We start from the raw sequence: 17,606 nt of genomic DNA, 5'->3' as shown, positions 1-17,606 counted from the left end.
GTAAATTAATTACAGTTTTGAAAAAAATCGAGGAGGGAATGTAACGATTTCAAACAGGTGAGAAGTTAAGCAAAGTCAATAAACATGCAGAAATAACGTGCCTCAGGCCATTTGTTACGCAAAAGTTAAACATAATATTCATTTCATAGACGAAAAAAGTGGGCAACAGAGTCGAGTTTTGATTGCATTTCCGCCTAACTAAATTGTAGGATACTTACAGTTTTTGTGCTTTTTTGTGTAATTAGTTACACGGAATCGTGATGAAACATCGGTGTTTTCCAACTCCCACCTATATAAATCACTAGATTGTGATGCAAAAAAAATGGAAACCACCAAGGATTGTTTTTCTCGCAATATTTTTCCTGCGAGATACGGAATGGAATCAAAGTCACCAACCTAGGTCGACTTCGAATCATAAAAATAAAGGACAGGACGTAGAACTAGTTTCGACTAGCCCAATTGCGCCTATTTGAACTGGAAGGATGTATCCATGGTAGATAGAGAGCAAAGATCACAAGGTCTTTATACTCCAGAGCTGGAGCATGACGCTTGTGGTATCGGTTTTGTTGCTCACCTTAAAAACCGCAAATCACACGCAGTCGTGACTCAAGCATTAGATATGCTTGCACGTATGGAACACCGTGGCGGTCAAGGGTGTGACCCTTGTTCGGGTGACGGTGCCGGTATCTTGCTACAAAAACCACACGAATTTCTATTAGAAGAAGCCGTTAAGCTTGGTATCAAGCTGCCTTCTTTTGAGAAGTATGGTGTTGGCGTTGTACTTTTCCCTAAAGATGAGCACAAACGTGCACAATGTCGTGACATTTTAGAACGCAATGCACAACGTCTTGAGTTAGACGTTATTGGTTACCGTGTTCTTCCTACCGACAACTCAATGATCGGTGCAGACCCACTCAGTACAGAACCTCAATTTGAGCATGTGTTTATCTCTGGTGGCCCAGGTATCACGCCAGAAGAATTAGAGCGTAAACTATACGTTCTACGTAACTACACTGTACGTGTTTGTCTTGAGAGTGTTTCAAACATTGGCGATGACTTCTACATCAACTCAATGTCTTACAAGACGGTTGTGTACAAGGGTCAGTTAACCACAGAGCAAGTACCTCAATACTTCCTAGATCTCCAGAATCCAACGATGGTGAGTGCACTAGCGCTTGTACACTCTCGTTTTTCTACCAATACATTCCCGCGCTGGCGTCTTGCTCAGCCTTTCCGCTACATTGCTCACAATGGTGAAATCAACACAGTTCGCGGTAACTTGAACTGGATGAAAGCCCGTGAAGCGATCATCGAATCAGACCTGTTCACTCAGGCTGAGATCGACATGCTACTGCCTATCTGTCAGGAAGGTAGCTCGGATTCATCAAACTTCGATATGGCACTAGAGCTCCTAGTTCTATCTGGTCGCAGCCTGCCACATGCGTTGATGATGATGATCCCTGAAGCATGGCAAGAAAACAAAAACATGGATCCTACACGTCGTGCGTTCTACCAGTACCACGCGAACGTCATGGAACCATGGGATGGCCCTGCATCGGTGTGTTTCACTGACGGTGTTCAAGTAGGTGCGACCCTTGACCGTAACGGTCTACGCCCTTCTCGCTACACAGTGACCAAAGATGACTTCCTAGTGATGGCTTCTGAGTCTGGCGTTGTTGAGATTGAACCTGAGAACGTTGAGTTCCGTGGTCGTCTACAACCAGGTCGAATCTTCGTTGCTGATCTAGAACAAGGTCGCATCATTTCTGATGAAGAAGTGAAAGATGGCATTGCATCAGCACAGCCTTACGAGAAGTGGGTTGAAGAAAACCTACTTAGCCTGAAGAAACTGCCAGATGCGAGCAACGAATTCAGCCAGCCTTCACCAGAGAAGTTACTGCACAAGCAGCAAGCGTTTGGTGTCAGCTCTGAAGAAGTGAACGAAATCATTGTCCCTATGGCGAAAGACGGTAAAGAGCCTCTTTCTGCAATGGGTGCCGACTGGCCACTAGCGATTCTATCGCACCAGTCACAACATCTATCAAACTACTTTAAACAGCTGTTTGCTCAGGTAACTAACCCGCCAATCGACCCGATTCGTGAGCGTATGGTTATGTCACTGAACACTTACCTAGGTAAGGATCAGAACCTGCTTGCTGAGTCTCCAGAACACTGTCAAAAAGTAGAGCTTGAGTCTCCTGTTCTATCTAACTCTGAACTTGAGAAGCTACGTGCTATCGACAACGAGCACCTTCAAGCGAAGACGCTAGACATCGTATTCCAAGCAAGTGAAGACGAAGGCAAATTAGAGCGTGCGCTGAAGCGTATTTGTCAGTATGCAGAAGATGCAGTAATCGACGGTTACTCAATCATCCTTCTAACTGACCGTGCTGTTAACTCTAACCATGCCGCGATTCCAGCAATGCTTGCGGTTGGCGCAGTTCACCACCACCTAATCCGTAAAGGTTTACGTGCGAAGTGTGACATTGTGGTAGAGACCGGTGATGCGCGTGAGACGCACCACTTCGCAACGCTAATCGGTTACGGCGCAAACGCAGTCAACCCATACCTAGTTATCGAAACTATGGTTGAACTGCAACGCACCAAGAAGCTTGATCCTGAAACCAATATTCGTGACCTCTTTGAGAACTACCGTCAATCTATCAACGGCGGCCTATTGAAGATCTTCTCGAAGATGGGTATCTCGACGCTACAGTCTTACCACGGTGCACAGATCTTTGAAGCGCTGGGTATCAGCAAGTCTGTTGTCGATAAATACTTCACTGGTACCGTTTCTCGTATTCAAGGTCTCACGATTGATGACATCGCTAAGGAAGTCCTAGTACGTCACCGTATCGGTTACCCAACTCGTGAAATCCCAGTTCAAGTTCTTGATGTTGGTGGTGTTTACCAGTGGAAACAGCGTGGTGAGAAGCACCTGTTTAACCCTGAAACTATCTCACTACTGCAAGAGTCAACTCGTAACAAAGACTACGCTCAGTTCAAAAAATACGCGAAAGCGGTGGATGACCAAGGCGATAACGCAGCGACGCTACGTAGCCAACTAGACTTCGTTAAGAACCCAGCAGGTTCAATCCCGCTAGAAGAAGTAGAGCCAATCGAAAACATCCTTAAGCGTTTCGCGACAGGTGCAATGTCATTCGGTTCTATCTCTTACGAAGCGCACTCAACACTGGCTGTTGCGATGAACCGTATTGGCGCGAAATCTAACTCTGGTGAAGGTGGTGAAGACCCAACGCGTTTCGAACGTAAAGAAAACGGTGATTGGGAACGCTCTGCAATCAAACAGGTTGCATCAGGTCGCTTTGGTGTAACGTCTTACTACCTAACTAACGCTGATGAGCTACAGATCAAGATGGCTCAAGGTGCGAAACCAGGTGAAGGTGGTCAGCTACCAGGTGATAAGGTTGATGACTGGATCGGTGCAACGCGTCACTCGACTCCGGGCGTAGGTCTAATCTCGCCACCGCCACACCACGATATCTACTCGATCGAAGATTTGGCTCAGCTAATCTACGACTTGAAAAACGCGAACCGCGCTGGCCGCGTCAACGTGAAGCTAGTATCGGAAGCGGGCGTTGGTACGATCGCCTCTGGTGTAGCGAAAGCGAAAGCTGACGTTGTTCTTATTGCAGGTTTTGATGGTGGTACAGGTGCATCCCCGATGTCTTCTATCCGTCACACAGGTCTACCTTGGGAACTGGGTCTAGCGGAAACGCACCAAACGCTTCTAAAGAACGGCCTACGTAACCGTATCGTTGTTCAGTCTGATGGCCAGATGAAAACCCCTCGCGATCTAGCTGTGGCAACCCTACTTGGCGCTGAAGAATGGGGCGTGGCAACGGCCGCATTGGTTGTTGAAGGCTGTATCATGATGCGTAAGTGTCATAAGAACACCTGTCCTGTGGGTATCGCAACGCAGAACAAGACACTACGTGAGCGCTTCGATGGCCGCGTAGAAGATGTCGTAACCTTCTTCCAGTACATGGCTGAAGGCCTACGTGAAGTGATGGCTGAGCTAGGCTACCGCACTATCGAAGAGATGGTTGGTCAATCACACAAACTGAAAGTTCGTGATGATATCGGCCACTGGAAGTACAAGAACTTAGATCTAACGCCTGTTCTACATATTGAGCAAGCGCGTGAAGACGATGGCGTTTATAACCAAACGCAGCAAAACCACAACCTAGAAGACGTTCTCGACCGTAAGTTGATTCAAGCGGCTATTCCTGCGCTTGAGAAAGGTGAAGCAGTCAACGCTGAATTCCCTATCATCAACACGGACCGCTCTGCGGGTACCATGCTGTCAAACGAAATCTCTAAGGTTTACAAAGACGCAGGCCTACCTCAGCCAATGAACGTTAAGTTCAACGGCAGTGCGGGTCAGTCATTCGGTGCTTTCCTTGCTAAGGGCGTGAAGTTCGAAGTGGAAGGTGATGCAAACGACTACTGGGGTAAAGGCCTCTCTGGCGGTACGCTCGTACTTTACCCAGACGCGAAATCCACCATCGTCGCTGAAGATAACATCGTCGTTGGTAACGTATGTTTCTACGGTGCGACTTCGGGTGAGTCTTACATTCGCGGTATGGCTGGCGAACGTTTCTGTGTTCGTAACTCAGGCGCGAAAGTCGTTGTTGAAGGTGTTGGTGACCACGGTTGTGAGTACATGACTGGTGGTGTTGCTGTAATCCTTGGCTCAACAGGCCGTAACTTTGCGGCAGGTATGAGTGGCGGTGTGGCTTACGTTTGGGACAAGTCTGGTGACTTCGAAACGAAGCTCAACCCAGAGTTGGTTGACCTCGATCCAATCGAAACAGAAGACCGTGAACTACTGAAAGAAATGCTAACCAAGCAAGTTCAATTCACAGGAAGTGAAGTTGCTCAGTCTTTCCTTGATAACTTTGAAGCAAGCCTAGCCTCTATGGTCAAGGTTATGCCGCGCGACTACAAAGCGGTACTTCTAAAGCGTAAGGCTGAAGCAGAGCAAGCACAAACGGAACAAGTGGAGGCAGTATAATGGGTAAGCCTACTGGATTTTTAGAACATGGTCGTGAGCTTCCGCAGAAGATCGACCCATCAGTTCGTATTGAAAACAACAAAGAATTCGTTCTTAACGAAGAGTTTGGTGACAAGATCAATACTCAGGCTTCTCGTTGTATGGACTGTGGTGTTCCTTTCTGTCACAACGGTTGTCCGATTGGTAACATCATCCCTGAGTTCAACGACGCGGTTTACCGTGATAGCTGGGAAGAAGCGTGGAACATCCTAAGTTCAACCAACAACTTCCCTGAATTCACAGGTCGAGTGTGTCCTGCTCCGTGTGAAAGTGCTTGTGTACTAGGTATCAACCAAGACCCAATCACTATCTGTAATATCGAGAAAACCATTGTAGAAACTGCGTACCGTGAGGGGTACGCAAAACCTAAAACGCCTCGTTCACGCACAGGCAAAACGATCGCAATCATCGGTTCTGGCCCTGCAGGTCTTGCCGCAGCTGAACAGCTAAACAGTGCTGGTCACTCAGTGACCGTTTTTGAACGTGACGAAAAAGTTGGTGGTCTACTGCGCTTCGGTATTCCTGATTTCAAGCTTGGTATGGATGTGATTGACCGTAAGATCAACCTAATGGCGGAAGCGGGCGTTGAGTTCAAAGTTAATCAACATATTGGTGTTGATGTAAACGCTCAGCAGCTACGTCAAGAGTTTGATGTGGTACTACTGACTGGTGGCTCAACGGTTCCACGTGACCTTCCTGTACCGGGCCGTGAACTAAAAGGTGTCCATTTCGCAATGGAATTCCTAGGTCAAAACAACCGCCGTGCAAACGATATGGACCTTCAAGGTGAAGAAATTCACGCGAAAGACAAACATATTGTCGTTATCGGTGGTGGTGATACGGGCTCTGACTGTGTAGGTACATCGAACCGTCATAAAGCGGCAAGCGTTACTCAGGTAGAGATCATGCCGATCCCGCCAGAGAAGCGTCCTGCAAATATGCCTTGGCCTCAATACCCAATGATCATGAAGACAACAACTTCGCATGAAGAAGGCTGTGATCGTCATTGGAATATCCTGACCAAAGAATTTATCGGCAACGATAAAGGCGAAGTCACTGGTCTACGCATTGCCGATATCGTTTGGCAGGATGCGAAACCAGGTGAACGTCCAGGTTTTGAGGAAGTCGCAAACTCTGAGCGTGTGATTCCATGTGATATGGCATTCCTTGCAATGGGCTTCCTGCACCCAGAACCAACGGGTGTACTTGCTCAACTAGATATCAAACTGGATGACCGTGGTAACGTAGCAACCGATGGTTTTGCGACTAGCCAAAAAGGTGTCTTTGCTGCAGGTGATATGCGTACTGGTCAATCATTAGTCGTTCGTTGTATCAACGAAGGTCGTGAGTGTGCCATCGCCATTGATGATTACCTAATGGGCAACTCGAACCTAGAAGCAAAAGCAGATTCCTTGATGCTATCTGCATAATAACAATGTCACCTAGTTAAATAACTCTAGTTACCACTAGGTGATATTGATTCAACAATCATTCCTTCCAAATTTTATGATTTGACCAGCACATTGTGCTGGTCTTTTTTATTCCTACTGAGCAAATTATTGTTATAAAAATGTAACAACAAAAAAGCTAACCTTCTGAAATATATAGACTATCACAGCTTATTAAGTGGTAAATCGCACATTTACATGATTATCATCCAAGAACTTGACCTTTTTTATAATAAGCTATACGTTGTGAAGCTGATGAAAATGATTTTCTCAACATTTGTTAATTGTTCTATAGAAAAATAGTGCATACATATACAAATAATAACAATTAGAACGAATAGTTAGTCATATATACCAACCCTTTAAATGTTGGTAGTTCTGTCGGAAAGACAGGTGAAGCAAAGGGAGAATTGCAATGGCTCTATATGATCCTAGTCTTGAAAAAGACAACTGTGGATTTGGCTTGATTGCACACATGGAAGGTGAACCAAGCCATAAATTGGTACGCACAGCGATCTCTGCATTAGACCGTATGACACACCGCGGTGGTATTGCTGCAGATGGAAAAACCGGTGATGGTTGTGGCTTATTACTGCAAAAACCAGACTCGTACCTGCGTCTCATCGCCGAAGAAAGCGGCTTCAATCTTGGTAAGCAATATGCCGTCGGCATGATTTTCTTCAACCAAGACCCAACCAAAGTAAAAATAGCTAAAGATGTTATAAACCAAGAACTTGCACAAGAGACCTTGACCGTTTCAGGCTGGCGTGAAGTTCCTACTAACTCAGCTGTACTTGGCCCTATTGCAGCAGATTCGCTGCCTAATATTCAGCAAGTTTTTATCTCTGCTCCTGCCGGATGGCGTGAGCGTGATATCGAGCGCCGACTATACATTGCGCGCCGACGTATCGAAAAACAAATCACCGATGACCGTGATTTCTATATCTGTAGTCTGTCGACTCAAGTGATGGTCTATAAAGGCTTATGTATGCCTGCAGATCTTCCGAGGTTTTACTTAGATCTTGCCGATCTTCGCATGGAATCGGCGATCTGTCTGTTCCACCAGCGCTTCTCAACCAATACGCAACCACGATGGCCGCTTGCTCAGCCATTCCGTTATCTCGCGCACAATGGTGAAATCAATACCATCGAAGGTAACCGCCAATGGGCTCGCGCTCGCGCTTACAAGTTCTCGTCGCCACTGTTACCGGACCTAAAAACGGCCGCACCGTTTGTTAATGAAACAGGTTCAGACTCTTCAAGTCTGGATAACATGCTGGATCTCTTCCTAGCCGGCGGTATGGATATCTTTCGAGCCATGCGTATGCTTGTGCCACCAGCATGGCAAAACCACCCAGATATGGACCCAGATCTGCGCGCATTCTATGACTTTAACTCTAAGCACATGGAACCGTGGGATGGTCCTGCCGGTATCGTTTTATCAGATGGCCGCTACGCTGCATGTAACCTAGACCGTAATGGACTTCGCCCTGCTCGCTACGTGATCACCAAAGATAAACTCATCACACTCGCTTCAGAAGTCGGTATTTGGAACTATGCCCCTGATGAAGTGGCAGAAAAAGGTCGAGTCGGTCCAGGTGAGCTCCTTGTCGTTGACACTCGTCGAGGCAAACTATGGCAATCAAGCGAAATTGATAACGACTTGAAAGGCCGTCACCCTTATCGAGAATGGATGGAAAATAACGTCCATAAACTGACCCCATTCTCTGATTTACCTGATGATAAAGTCGGTAAACGAAGCTTAGACAATGACCAGCTCAAGACCTACCAAAAGCAATTTGCTATGAGTACAGAAGAGGTCGAGCAAGTTCTTCGAGTACTTGGGGATATGGGTCAAGAAGCGGTAGGTTCGATGGGTGATGATACGCCAATGGCGGTGCTCTCTTCTAAAGAACGCTTAGTGACCGACTACTTCCGTCAGAAGTTTGCTCAGGTCACTAACCCACCCATCGATCCACTGCGCGAAAAGCATGTGATGTCTCTAGCTACCAGCATTGGTCAAGAGATGAACGTGTTCTGTGAAACGGATGGACACGCGCACAGGGTGACCTTTGGCTCGCCTGTTCTACTCTACTCCGATATGCAGCAACTTCTTGATCTTAATGACCAATACTACCGAAGCACTGTCATTGATATTAATTACGATCCAGAAGAGAAAGATCTAGAGAAAGCCATTCAAGACTTGTGCGATCAAGCCGTAGAAGTCGTTCAAGACGGCACCGTTTTGGTTGTTTTATCAGACCGTAATCTGAAAAAAGGCTTGCTACCTATCCCGGCTGCGATGGCGGTTGGCGCTGTGCAAAGCCGCTTAATTGATGCAAACCTTCGCTGTGATGCCAACATCCTCGCTGAAACAGGCACAGTTCGAGACCCTCATCAATTTGCCGTTTTACTTGGTTTTGGTGCAACGGCGGTTTACCCATACCTCGCCTACGAGGCGCTTGGGAAAGTTATTGACGATGGTGCGATTGATAAAAGCTATCGTGAAGTGATGCAAAACTACCAATACGGCATCAACAAGGGTCTGTATAAGATCATGTCGAAGATGGGTATTTCGACGGTGGCTTCTTACCGCTGCTCACAACTCTTCGAAGCCGTAGGCCTAAGCCAAGATGTGGTTAACTTATGCTTTAAAGGCGTTACGACACGTATTCAGGGCGCCAACTTCGAAGATTTCGAGCAAGACATTTACAACTTATCTCGTAAAGCGTGGGCAAAACGTAAGCCTATCGAACACGGTGGTTTGCTCAAATATGTTCACGGAGGCGAGTACCATGCCTATAACCCAGATGTGGTTGGCACACTGCAACAGGCGGTCAAGTCGGGTGAGTCATCTGACTATAAGAGCTTTTCCAAGCAGGTAAATGAACGTCCGACCGCCATGCTGCGTGATTTAATGCAGCTGAAGAAGTCAGATTCACCTCTTCCTTTAGAAAAGATTGAACCAAGTACTGACCTATTTAAACGCTTTGACTCCGCAGCCATGTCGATTGGTGCATTAAGCCCTGAAGCCCACGAAGCACTCGCGACTGCAATGAACCGTTTAGGCGGTTATTCAAACTCAGGGGAAGGTGGCGAAGACCCTCGTCGTTTCGGCACTGAACGTAACTCTCGCATCAAGCAAATCGCATCTGGTCGTTTTGGTGTGACTCCTCACTACCTAACCAACGCTGATGTGCTGCAAATTAAAGTAGCACAAGGGGCAAAACCGGGGGAAGGTGGTCAGCTACCGGGTCATAAAGTGACGGCAGAAATTGCTAAGCTACGTTACTCAGTGCAAGGTGTAACACTAATATCACCACCGCCACACCATGATATTTATTCGATTGAAGATTTAGCTCAGCTGATCTTCGATCTTAAGCAAGTTAATCCAAAAGCGCTAGTCTCGGTAAAACTGGTCTCTGAGCCAGGCGTCGGTACTATCGCGACTGGTGTAGCCAAAGCTTATGCCGACCTTATCACTATTTCTGGCTATGACGGCGGTACAGCGGCTAGCCCACTGACCTCGGTAAAATACGCCGGCAGCCCTTGGGAGCTTGGCCTAGCAGAAACTCAACAAGCACTGGTTGCTAATGGACTTCGCCATAAGATTCGCCTGCAAGTCGATGGTGGCCTTAAAACCGGTCTTGATGTAGTCAAAGCTGCTATCTTAGGTGCTGAAAGCTTTGGTTTTGGTACTGCCCCAATGGTAGCAATGGGTTGTAAGTTCCTACGTATCTGTCACTTAAATAATTGTGCTACCGGTGTAGCAACCCAAGATGACACCCTGCGTAGAGAGTACTTTAAGGGCCTACCGGAAATGGTGATGAACTACTTTGTTGCTCTAGCTGATGAAGTACGTCAGCTACTGGCGGAACTCGGTGTCGAGAAGCTGACTGACCTGATTGGCCGGACCGACCTTTTAGAAGCAGTAGAGGGTCGAACTGCGAAGCAGAGTAAACTCGATCTATCAGGTATTTTGGAAGCGCCAATGTCACCGCAAGGGCACCCTGTTTACTGGACGGAGCCTAATGCGCCATTTGATAAAGCAGAGCTCAACCAGCAGATTATTGACGATGCTTTGGCAGCCGTTGAAGCCAAACAACCCGCGGACTTCTTCTATAACGTCATCAATACTGACCGTTCAATTGGTGCTCGCCTATCCGGTGAAATTGCCAAGCGCTATGGTAACCAAGGGATGGCCGCTCAGCCGATTAAGCTCCACTTAGATGGCACTGCAGGTCAGTCTTTCGGTGTATGGAACGCCGGAGGCGTAGAGCTTTACTTAACCGGTGACGCAAATGACTACGTTGGTAAAGGTATGGCAGGCGGCAAGATCGTCATAAAGCCGCACCAGGGCACAGCGTTTAAGTGTAATGAAGCCACCATCATCGGTAACACCTGCTTATACGGTGCTACCGGAGGCAAGCTATTTGCTGCGGGTACCGCAGGTGAGCGTTTCGGCGTACGTAACTCAGGTACGATTTCTGTCATCGAAGGGGCTGGCGATAACGCGTGTGAATACATGACTGGCGGCATTGTCGCAATTCTTGGTGCTACAGGTGTGAACTTCGGTGCGGGTATGACGGGTGGTTTTGCATATGTCTTAGATAAGAATGAGGATTTCCAAGGCCGTGTCAATGAAGAGTCCGTTGAGGCAGTTGCCCTATCAGACTTACACATTCACCAAGAGCATCTACGTGGTCTCATTGCGGAACACCTAGAAGAAACCGGCTCAGTGCATGCTGAAGATATTTTAGCGAACTTTGATGAATGGATTCCAAAGTTCTACTTGGTGAAACCGAAATCAGCCGATCTCAATACTCTGCTTGGTCACCAAAGTCGCAGCGCCGCAGAGTTGCGCGTTCAAGCCCAATAGTCATGGAGGATGTTTGAATCATGAGCCAGAACGTATACCAATTTATTGATGTTCAACGCGTCGACCCTGCGAAAAAGCCAATCAAAATTCGTAAGATCGAGTTTGTTGAAATTTATGAACCCTTTACTAAGCAACAGGCAACAGCTCAAGCGGATCGTTGCTTAGATTGTGGTAACCCATACTGTGAATGGAAATGTCCCGTTCACAACTACATCCCTCAATGGTTAAAGCTAGCCAATGAAGGTCGAATCATTGAAGCGGTTGAACTGTCGCACCAAACCAATAGTCTTCCTGAAGTCTGTGGACGCGTTTGTCCTCAGGACCGTCTCTGTGAAGGTTCGTGTACGCTAAATGATGACTTCGGTGCAGTGACTATTGGTAATATCGAAAAGTACATTACCGACAAAGCTTTTGAGATGGGCTGGAAGCCAGACATGTCGAAAGTGGAATGGACCGACAAAAAGGTCGCCATTATTGGCGCCGGGCCAGCAGGTCTTGCCGCGGCTGATATTTTGGTTCGCAATGGCGTTAAACCGGTAGTGTTTGACCGTTACCCAGAAGTTGGCGGGCTGCTCACTTTTGGTATTCCATCCTTTAAACTTGAAAAAGGCGTGATGGAAAATCGCCGTAAGGTCTTTACCGAGATGGGGGTGGAGTTCCAACTCAATGTTGAAGTCGGTCAAGATATCCAAATGCAGCAACTTGTCGATGAGTACGATGCGGTGTTCCTTGGGGTTGGCACCTACAAGAATATGCGCGCAGGTCTCGAGAACGAAGATGCACCAGGTGTCTATGACGCGCTGCCTTTCTTGATTTCCAATACCTATAAAGTGATGGATTTAGAGGACGATAAGCCATTCATTGATATGAAAGGCAAAAAAGTCGTGGTGCTTGGTGGTGGTGATACCGCTATGGACTGTGTTCGTACTTCTATCCGCCAAAATGCTGACCACGTCATCTGTGCTTACCGCCGAGATGAAGCCAATATGCCAGGTTCACGCCGTGAGGTGAAAAACGCCAAAGAAGAGGGGGTTAACTTTATGTTCAACCTGCAGCCACTTGGCCTTGAACTAGATACCTCAGGTAAAGTTTCTGGTGTGAAGGTAGTTAAAACTGCACTTGGTGAACCAGACGAAGCTGGACGCCGCCGTCCTGAACCCGTCGAAGGCAGTGAGCATGTGCTGGAAGCAGATGCAGTTATCATGGCCTTTGGTTTCCAACCGCACCAAATGAGTTGGTTAGAACCTTACGGTGTCGAACTGGATCAATGGGGACGAATCAAAGCGCCGTCAGAGCAAGAATTCATGTTCCAGACCAGTAATAAGAAAATCTTCGCTGGCGGCGATGCCGTTCGTGGTTCAGACCTCGTAGTGACAGCCATTGATGAAGGACGTAAAGCGGCCGAAGGCATTCTCGACTACCTAGAAGTATAAGAATGACGCATACGACAAAAGGATCCAAAAGTTGGATCCTTTTTTTGTTTCCTACATATAATGAAGTTCGATAATAAAAGGTATCTAGACTAAAGGATTCAACATGAAGAAAGCCGCTCTCCTTTCAACTGTTCTGTTGGGTTTAACCGCTTGTAGCCAAGGAGTGACAACAATGACTGATAGAACAAGCTCTCCATGCGGGGATAAACCGAACTGTGTCTCAACGCAAGACAACCGAGAAAAATACCAACTTGCCCCGTTTACGATCACAAACGATGCCAATATTGATGCGATTGAAAACGCAGCACTGCAATTGCCTGGCGCTAAAACTGCGGTGAAAGAAGAAGGCTATATTCGGATCGAGTGTACTTCTAAGATCATGCGCTTTGTGGATGACTTAGAGCTTAAAATCGAAGGGGAACAATTACTTGTGCGTTCAGAATCTCGTGTTGGGTATTCTGATTTTGGGGTGAACCGAAAGCGTGCGGAACAGCTTAGAGAGCTTCTTCAAGCCGACAACCTTATCCAATAATCCCCTCTTCTGCATAAAAAAACCGAAGCTCGAAGCTTCGGTTTTTTATCATGGATAAAGCACTCTACTGCTCGACTTCATCACGGAAAACAACAAGGCGCTTAGGCGCAACCTTACCGTCACCATTGACTTCAGCAACGCCGATAAACAGTTTCTCTTCACCTGACGTCATACGCAGTGGCGTTCCTTCTGGTGCACCTAATACCTGTACTGGCATACCGTGTTGAACTAAGTTAGTTAACTCAGCGTTTAGATTCACTTCTGGTAAATCTTCTACCGCGGTGTCCATTGGCAGCAGTAACGGATCAAGTAACTCTTTCGGAGCAACTTCATCACGGTGAGCTTGCTCTAGAAGTTCATTGAGCTGCTCAAGGGTGACCATCTTCTCGTAAGGGTATTTCGCAACGCCGGTACGACGAAGCATAGTCACGTGGGCACCACAGCCTAGCATTTCACCAAGATCATCGACGATAGTACGGATGTAAGTCCCCTTCGAGCAGTGAACTTCCATCTCGACTTCATCACCTTCGAAACGGTGGAGCACGATTTCGTACACGGTGATCTTGCGTGATTCACGCGGCACTTCAATGCCTTTACGCGCATATTCGTACAGTGGCTTACCTTGATACTTCAACGCAGAAAACATTGAAGGCACTTGGTCTGACTCACCACGGAACTTATCGATGCATGCTTCTAGTTTTTCTAGAGAAACATCAACTGGGCGAGTCTCTACCACTTCACCATCAGAATCAGACGTATCTGTGCGTTCACCTAATTTGGCGATCACTCGATAACGCTTATCTGAATCTAACAAAAACTGAGAGAACTTGGTCGCTTCACCAAGACAAATTGGCAGCATACCTGTCGCTAGGGGATCCAGTGCACCGGTATGACCTGCCTTTTCTGCAAAGTAAACGCGCTTTACTTTTTGCAGTGCATCATTAGATGAAATGCCTGTGGGTTTATCCAGAAGGATAACACCATTAATTGGACGACCTTTACGACGACGAGCCATTACTCTTCACCCGCCTGATCGTCTTCGCGACCTGAGTCTTGTTGCTTGCGCTTATCTTCGCTTACTACTTCAGACACTAGGTTCGACATACGCATACCCTCGACAAGAGTATTATCGTAGTAGAAACGAACTTCAGGAGTCAGACGGAGACGAATGCGCTTACCTAGCATCATACGGATGTGCACTTCATGCTCACGCAGTGCTTCTAGGCAAGACTCTGGAGTTTGCTCGCCAACGCATAGGAAAGTAACGAATACTTTTACGTAAGCTAGGTCTCGTGACACTTCTACATCAGAGATGGTCACCATACCTAGGCGAGAATCACGAACTTCGCGCTGAAGGATCATCGCAAGTTCTTTTTGCAGCTGCTGTCCAACACGCTGCGTGCGGCTAAATTCTTTTGACATATCTTTTCTCTTATTAGAAAGAATGGGGGGATGGATAAATTCCAGCCCCCCATGGCGTATTCAACAACCAATTACTGCTTATTCATCAAAGAATAAGCCAGTAATTATAGTCAATTAGTCTAGAGTACGTTTAACTTCAACGATTTCGAATACTTCGATTTGGTCGCCAACGCGAACATCGTTGTAGTTCTTAACGCCGATACCACATTCGTAGCCGTTCTTAACTTCTTGAACGTCGTCTTTGAAGCGGCGAAGTGACTCTAGTTCACCTTCGTAGATAACAACGTTTTCACGTAGTACACGGATTGGGTTGCTACGCTTGATGGTGCCTTCTGTAACCATACAACCAGCGATTGCGCCAAGCTTAGGTGACTTAAATACGTCACGAACTTCAGCAAGACCAATGATCTCTTGCTTGAATTCTGGAGCTAGCATACCGCCCATTGCTTGTTTAACTTCATCAATCAATTGATAAATGATTGAGTAGTAACGTAGGTCAACGTTAGCTGATTCGATTGCACGACGCGCTGAAGCATCTGCACGAACGTTAAAGCCAAGGATGATCGCGTTTGAAGCTTCAGCAAGAACTGCATCAGTTTCAGTAATACCACCAACACCAGAACCTACGATGTTCACTTTCACTTCTTCAGTTGAAAGCTTACGTAGAGAATCTGCGATTGCTTCTACAGAACCTTGAACGTCTGCTTTAAGAACAACGTTAAGCTCAGCAACTTCACCAGCGGTCATGTTAGAGAACATGTTCTCTAGTTTAGATTTCTGCTGACGAGCAAGTTTCACGTCACGGAATTTACCTTGACGGTAGTTTGCAACTTCACGCGCTTTACGCTCATCACGAACTACAGTTGCTTCGTCACCTGAAGATGGTACACCAGATAGACCGATGATTTCGACAGGAATAGAAGGACCAGCTGAAGTGATTTCTTTACCATTTTCATCGCGCATTGCACGAACACGGCCATATTCTTGACCACAAAGTAAGATATCACCTTTGTTTAGAGTACCAGACTGAACAAGTACTGTTGCAACTGGACCACGACCTTTATCTAGACGAGATTCAACAACAACACCAGACGCCATGCCTTCTTCAACCGCTGTCAGTTCAAGAACTTCAGATTGTAGAAGGATAGTTTCTAGAAGACCTTCGATGTTTGTACCCTGTTTCGCAGAGATGTGAACGAACATGTTCTCACCGCCCCACTCTTCAGGAATAACGTCGTATTGAGCTAGCTCGTTCTTAACGTTATCTGGATTCGCGTCTTCTTTATCGATCTTGTTTACAGCAACAATCAGAGGAACACCTGCCGCTTTCGCGTGCTGGATTGCTTCGATTGTTTGTGGCATTACGCCATCATCGGCTGCTACTACTAGAACAACGATATCTGTCGCTTGAGCACCACGAGCACGCATTGCTGTAAACGCAGCGTGTCCAGGAGTATCAAGGAAAGTAATCATGCCGTTATCAGTTTCAACGTGGTATGCACCGATGTGCTGTGTGATACCGCCCGCTTCACCTGAAGCAACGTGTGCTTTACGGATGTAGTCAAGTGTAGAAGTCTTACCATGGTCTACGTGACCCATGATAGTTACTACTGGAGCACGAGGCACTGCTTCTGCGCTGTTATCACGATCTGATAGTACCGCTTCTTCTAGCTCGTTCTCTTTACGTAGGATTACCTTGTGACCCATTTCCTCAGCAACAAGCGCTGCTGTTTCTTGGTCGATCACTTGGTTGATAGTCGCCATTGCGCCCATCTTCATCATTACTTTGATAACTTCTGTGCCTTTAACAGACATCTTGTTAGCAAGTTCTGAAACAACGATCGTTTCGCCGATAGCAACGTCAGCTTTCGCTACTGTTGCTGTCTTATCGAAGCCTTGTTGCATTGAAGTTGGTTTAGCTAGCTTACCTTTGTTGCGGTTTCTGCCGCCACGCTGGTTACGGCCACCACGACCTTGGTCATCGTTGTTAGAAGCTTTCTTCTTCTTCTTACGACGGCCGCCTTCTTCTTTACGGTCAGCTGCATCTTCAGCTTCACGAGCGTAAGTAGAAGTCGTTACGTGGTAGTCAGAGTTCTCTAACTCTTTCTTCTTCTTCTCTTCTTCAGTCCAGCGCGCTTCGTTTTCTTCAGCTAGCTTACGAGCTTCTTCAACAAGCTTCGCAGCTTCTTGCTCTGCTTTGCGCTGTGCTTCTTCTTCCTGACGACGCTTAAGTTCGTCAGCTTCTTTCTTCGCTTGAGTATTCACTTCTGCATTTTTTGCATTCATGTCTTTCTTAGCCTTATCAGCTTGTACGCGTTGTGCCTTCTCTTCAGCGTCACGTTTTGCATCCGCTTCTCGTTTCGCTTTCTCTTCGGCTTCGCGTTGTGCTTTGTCTGCAGCTTCACGTTTTGCAAGCTCTTCAGCTTCACGTTTCGCAAGCTCTTCGGCTTCACGCTTTGCTGCTTCCTCAGCTTCGCGTTTTGCTTCGTCTTCGATAGTGCTGCGCTTCACGTAAGTGCGCTTTTTACGCACTTCTACTTGAACATCCTTACTCTTGCCGCCACCTGCATTCACGCTCAGTGTGCTGCGAGTCTTACGCTGTAATGTTAAGCGAGTAGGTTCAGTTTCACCTGAAGTATCACCATGCTCTTTCTTTAGGTGAGTAAGTAGCTTCTGCTTTTCATCATCAGAAACTTGATCACCACTCGCTTTCTTCATACCAGCGTCAGCAAGTTGTTCAATTAAGCGGTCCACTGGAGTTCCAATTTCTTCACTCAGTGCTTTAACAGTAATTTGTGTCATGCCGCTTCCTCCT

Annotated in this window: 8 protein-coding genes; 5 read left to right on the top strand and 3 right to left on the bottom strand. The window is 46.8% G+C overall.

Translation table 11 applies throughout. The features are described 5' to 3' along the window. Positions 1 to 490: 490 nt before the first annotated feature. The 5 genes from gltB (EJ063_RS09465) (at position 491) to EJ063_RS09445 (ending at position 13,369) form a co-directional block, all read left to right on the top strand. On the top strand, positions 491 to 5,038 hold the full coding sequence (gene gltB / locus EJ063_RS09465; protein ID WP_126574048.1) for a glutamate synthase large subunit: 4,548 nt from the start codon (positions 491 to 493) through the stop codon (positions 5,036 to 5,038). After that, positions 5,038 to 6,507 carry a glutamate synthase subunit beta gene (locus EJ063_RS09460; protein ID WP_126574047.1) on the top strand — a complete coding sequence of 490 codons (1,470 nt, stop codon included), beginning with the start codon at positions 5,038 to 5,040 and terminating at the stop codon, positions 6,505 to 6,507. Before gltB (EJ063_RS09465) ends, EJ063_RS09460 begins: the two co-directional genes overlap by 1 nt. Positions 6,508 to 6,940: 433 nt before the next feature. Then, entirely contained in the window at positions 6,941 to 11,404 is a 4,464-nt protein-coding gene (gene gltB / locus EJ063_RS09455) for a glutamate synthase large subunit (RefSeq protein WP_126574046.1), read from the top strand. A 20-nt stretch (positions 11,405 to 11,424) separates the two neighbouring features. Next, on the top strand, positions 11,425 to 12,837 hold the full coding sequence (locus tag EJ063_RS09450) for an FAD-dependent oxidoreductase (RefSeq protein ID WP_126574045.1): 1,413 nt from the start codon (positions 11,425 to 11,427) through the stop codon (positions 12,835 to 12,837). 103 nt (positions 12,838 to 12,940) lie between these two features. Next, positions 12,941 to 13,369, top strand: a complete 429-nt coding sequence (locus tag EJ063_RS09445) for a DUF1499 domain-containing protein (RefSeq protein WP_126574044.1) — start codon at positions 12,941 to 12,943, stop codon at positions 13,367 to 13,369. Positions 13,370 to 13,433: 64 nt separating this feature from the next. Here EJ063_RS09445 and truB read toward each other — a convergent pair whose 3' ends face one another. From truB to infB, 3 genes are all read right to left on the bottom strand, one after another. Continuing rightward, on the bottom strand, positions 13,434 to 14,384 hold the full coding sequence (gene truB, locus EJ063_RS09440) for a tRNA pseudouridine(55) synthase TruB (protein ID WP_126574043.1): 951 nt from the start codon (positions 14,382 to 14,384) through the stop codon (positions 13,434 to 13,436). Then, on the bottom strand, positions 14,384 to 14,791 hold the full coding sequence (gene rbfA / locus EJ063_RS09435) for a 30S ribosome-binding factor RbfA (RefSeq protein WP_126574042.1): 408 nt from the start codon (positions 14,789 to 14,791) through the stop codon (positions 14,384 to 14,386). The genes truB and rbfA overlap by 1 nt, the downstream gene beginning before the upstream one ends. Before the next feature lie 114 nt (positions 14,792 to 14,905). Continuing rightward, positions 14,906 to 17,593 carry a translation initiation factor IF-2 gene (gene infB, locus EJ063_RS09430; protein WP_126574041.1) on the bottom strand — a complete coding sequence of 896 codons (2,688 nt, stop codon included), beginning with the start codon at positions 17,591 to 17,593 and terminating at the stop codon, positions 14,906 to 14,908. Between the last annotated feature and the right edge of the window lie 13 nt (positions 17,594 to 17,606).

Origin of the sequence: Vibrio aquaticus (genome assembly GCF_003970385.1) — a bacterium.
Lineage (GTDB): Bacteria > Pseudomonadota > Gammaproteobacteria > Enterobacterales > Vibrionaceae > Vibrio > Vibrio aquaticus.
This window is presented reverse-complemented; position numbering and strand designations above follow the sequence as displayed.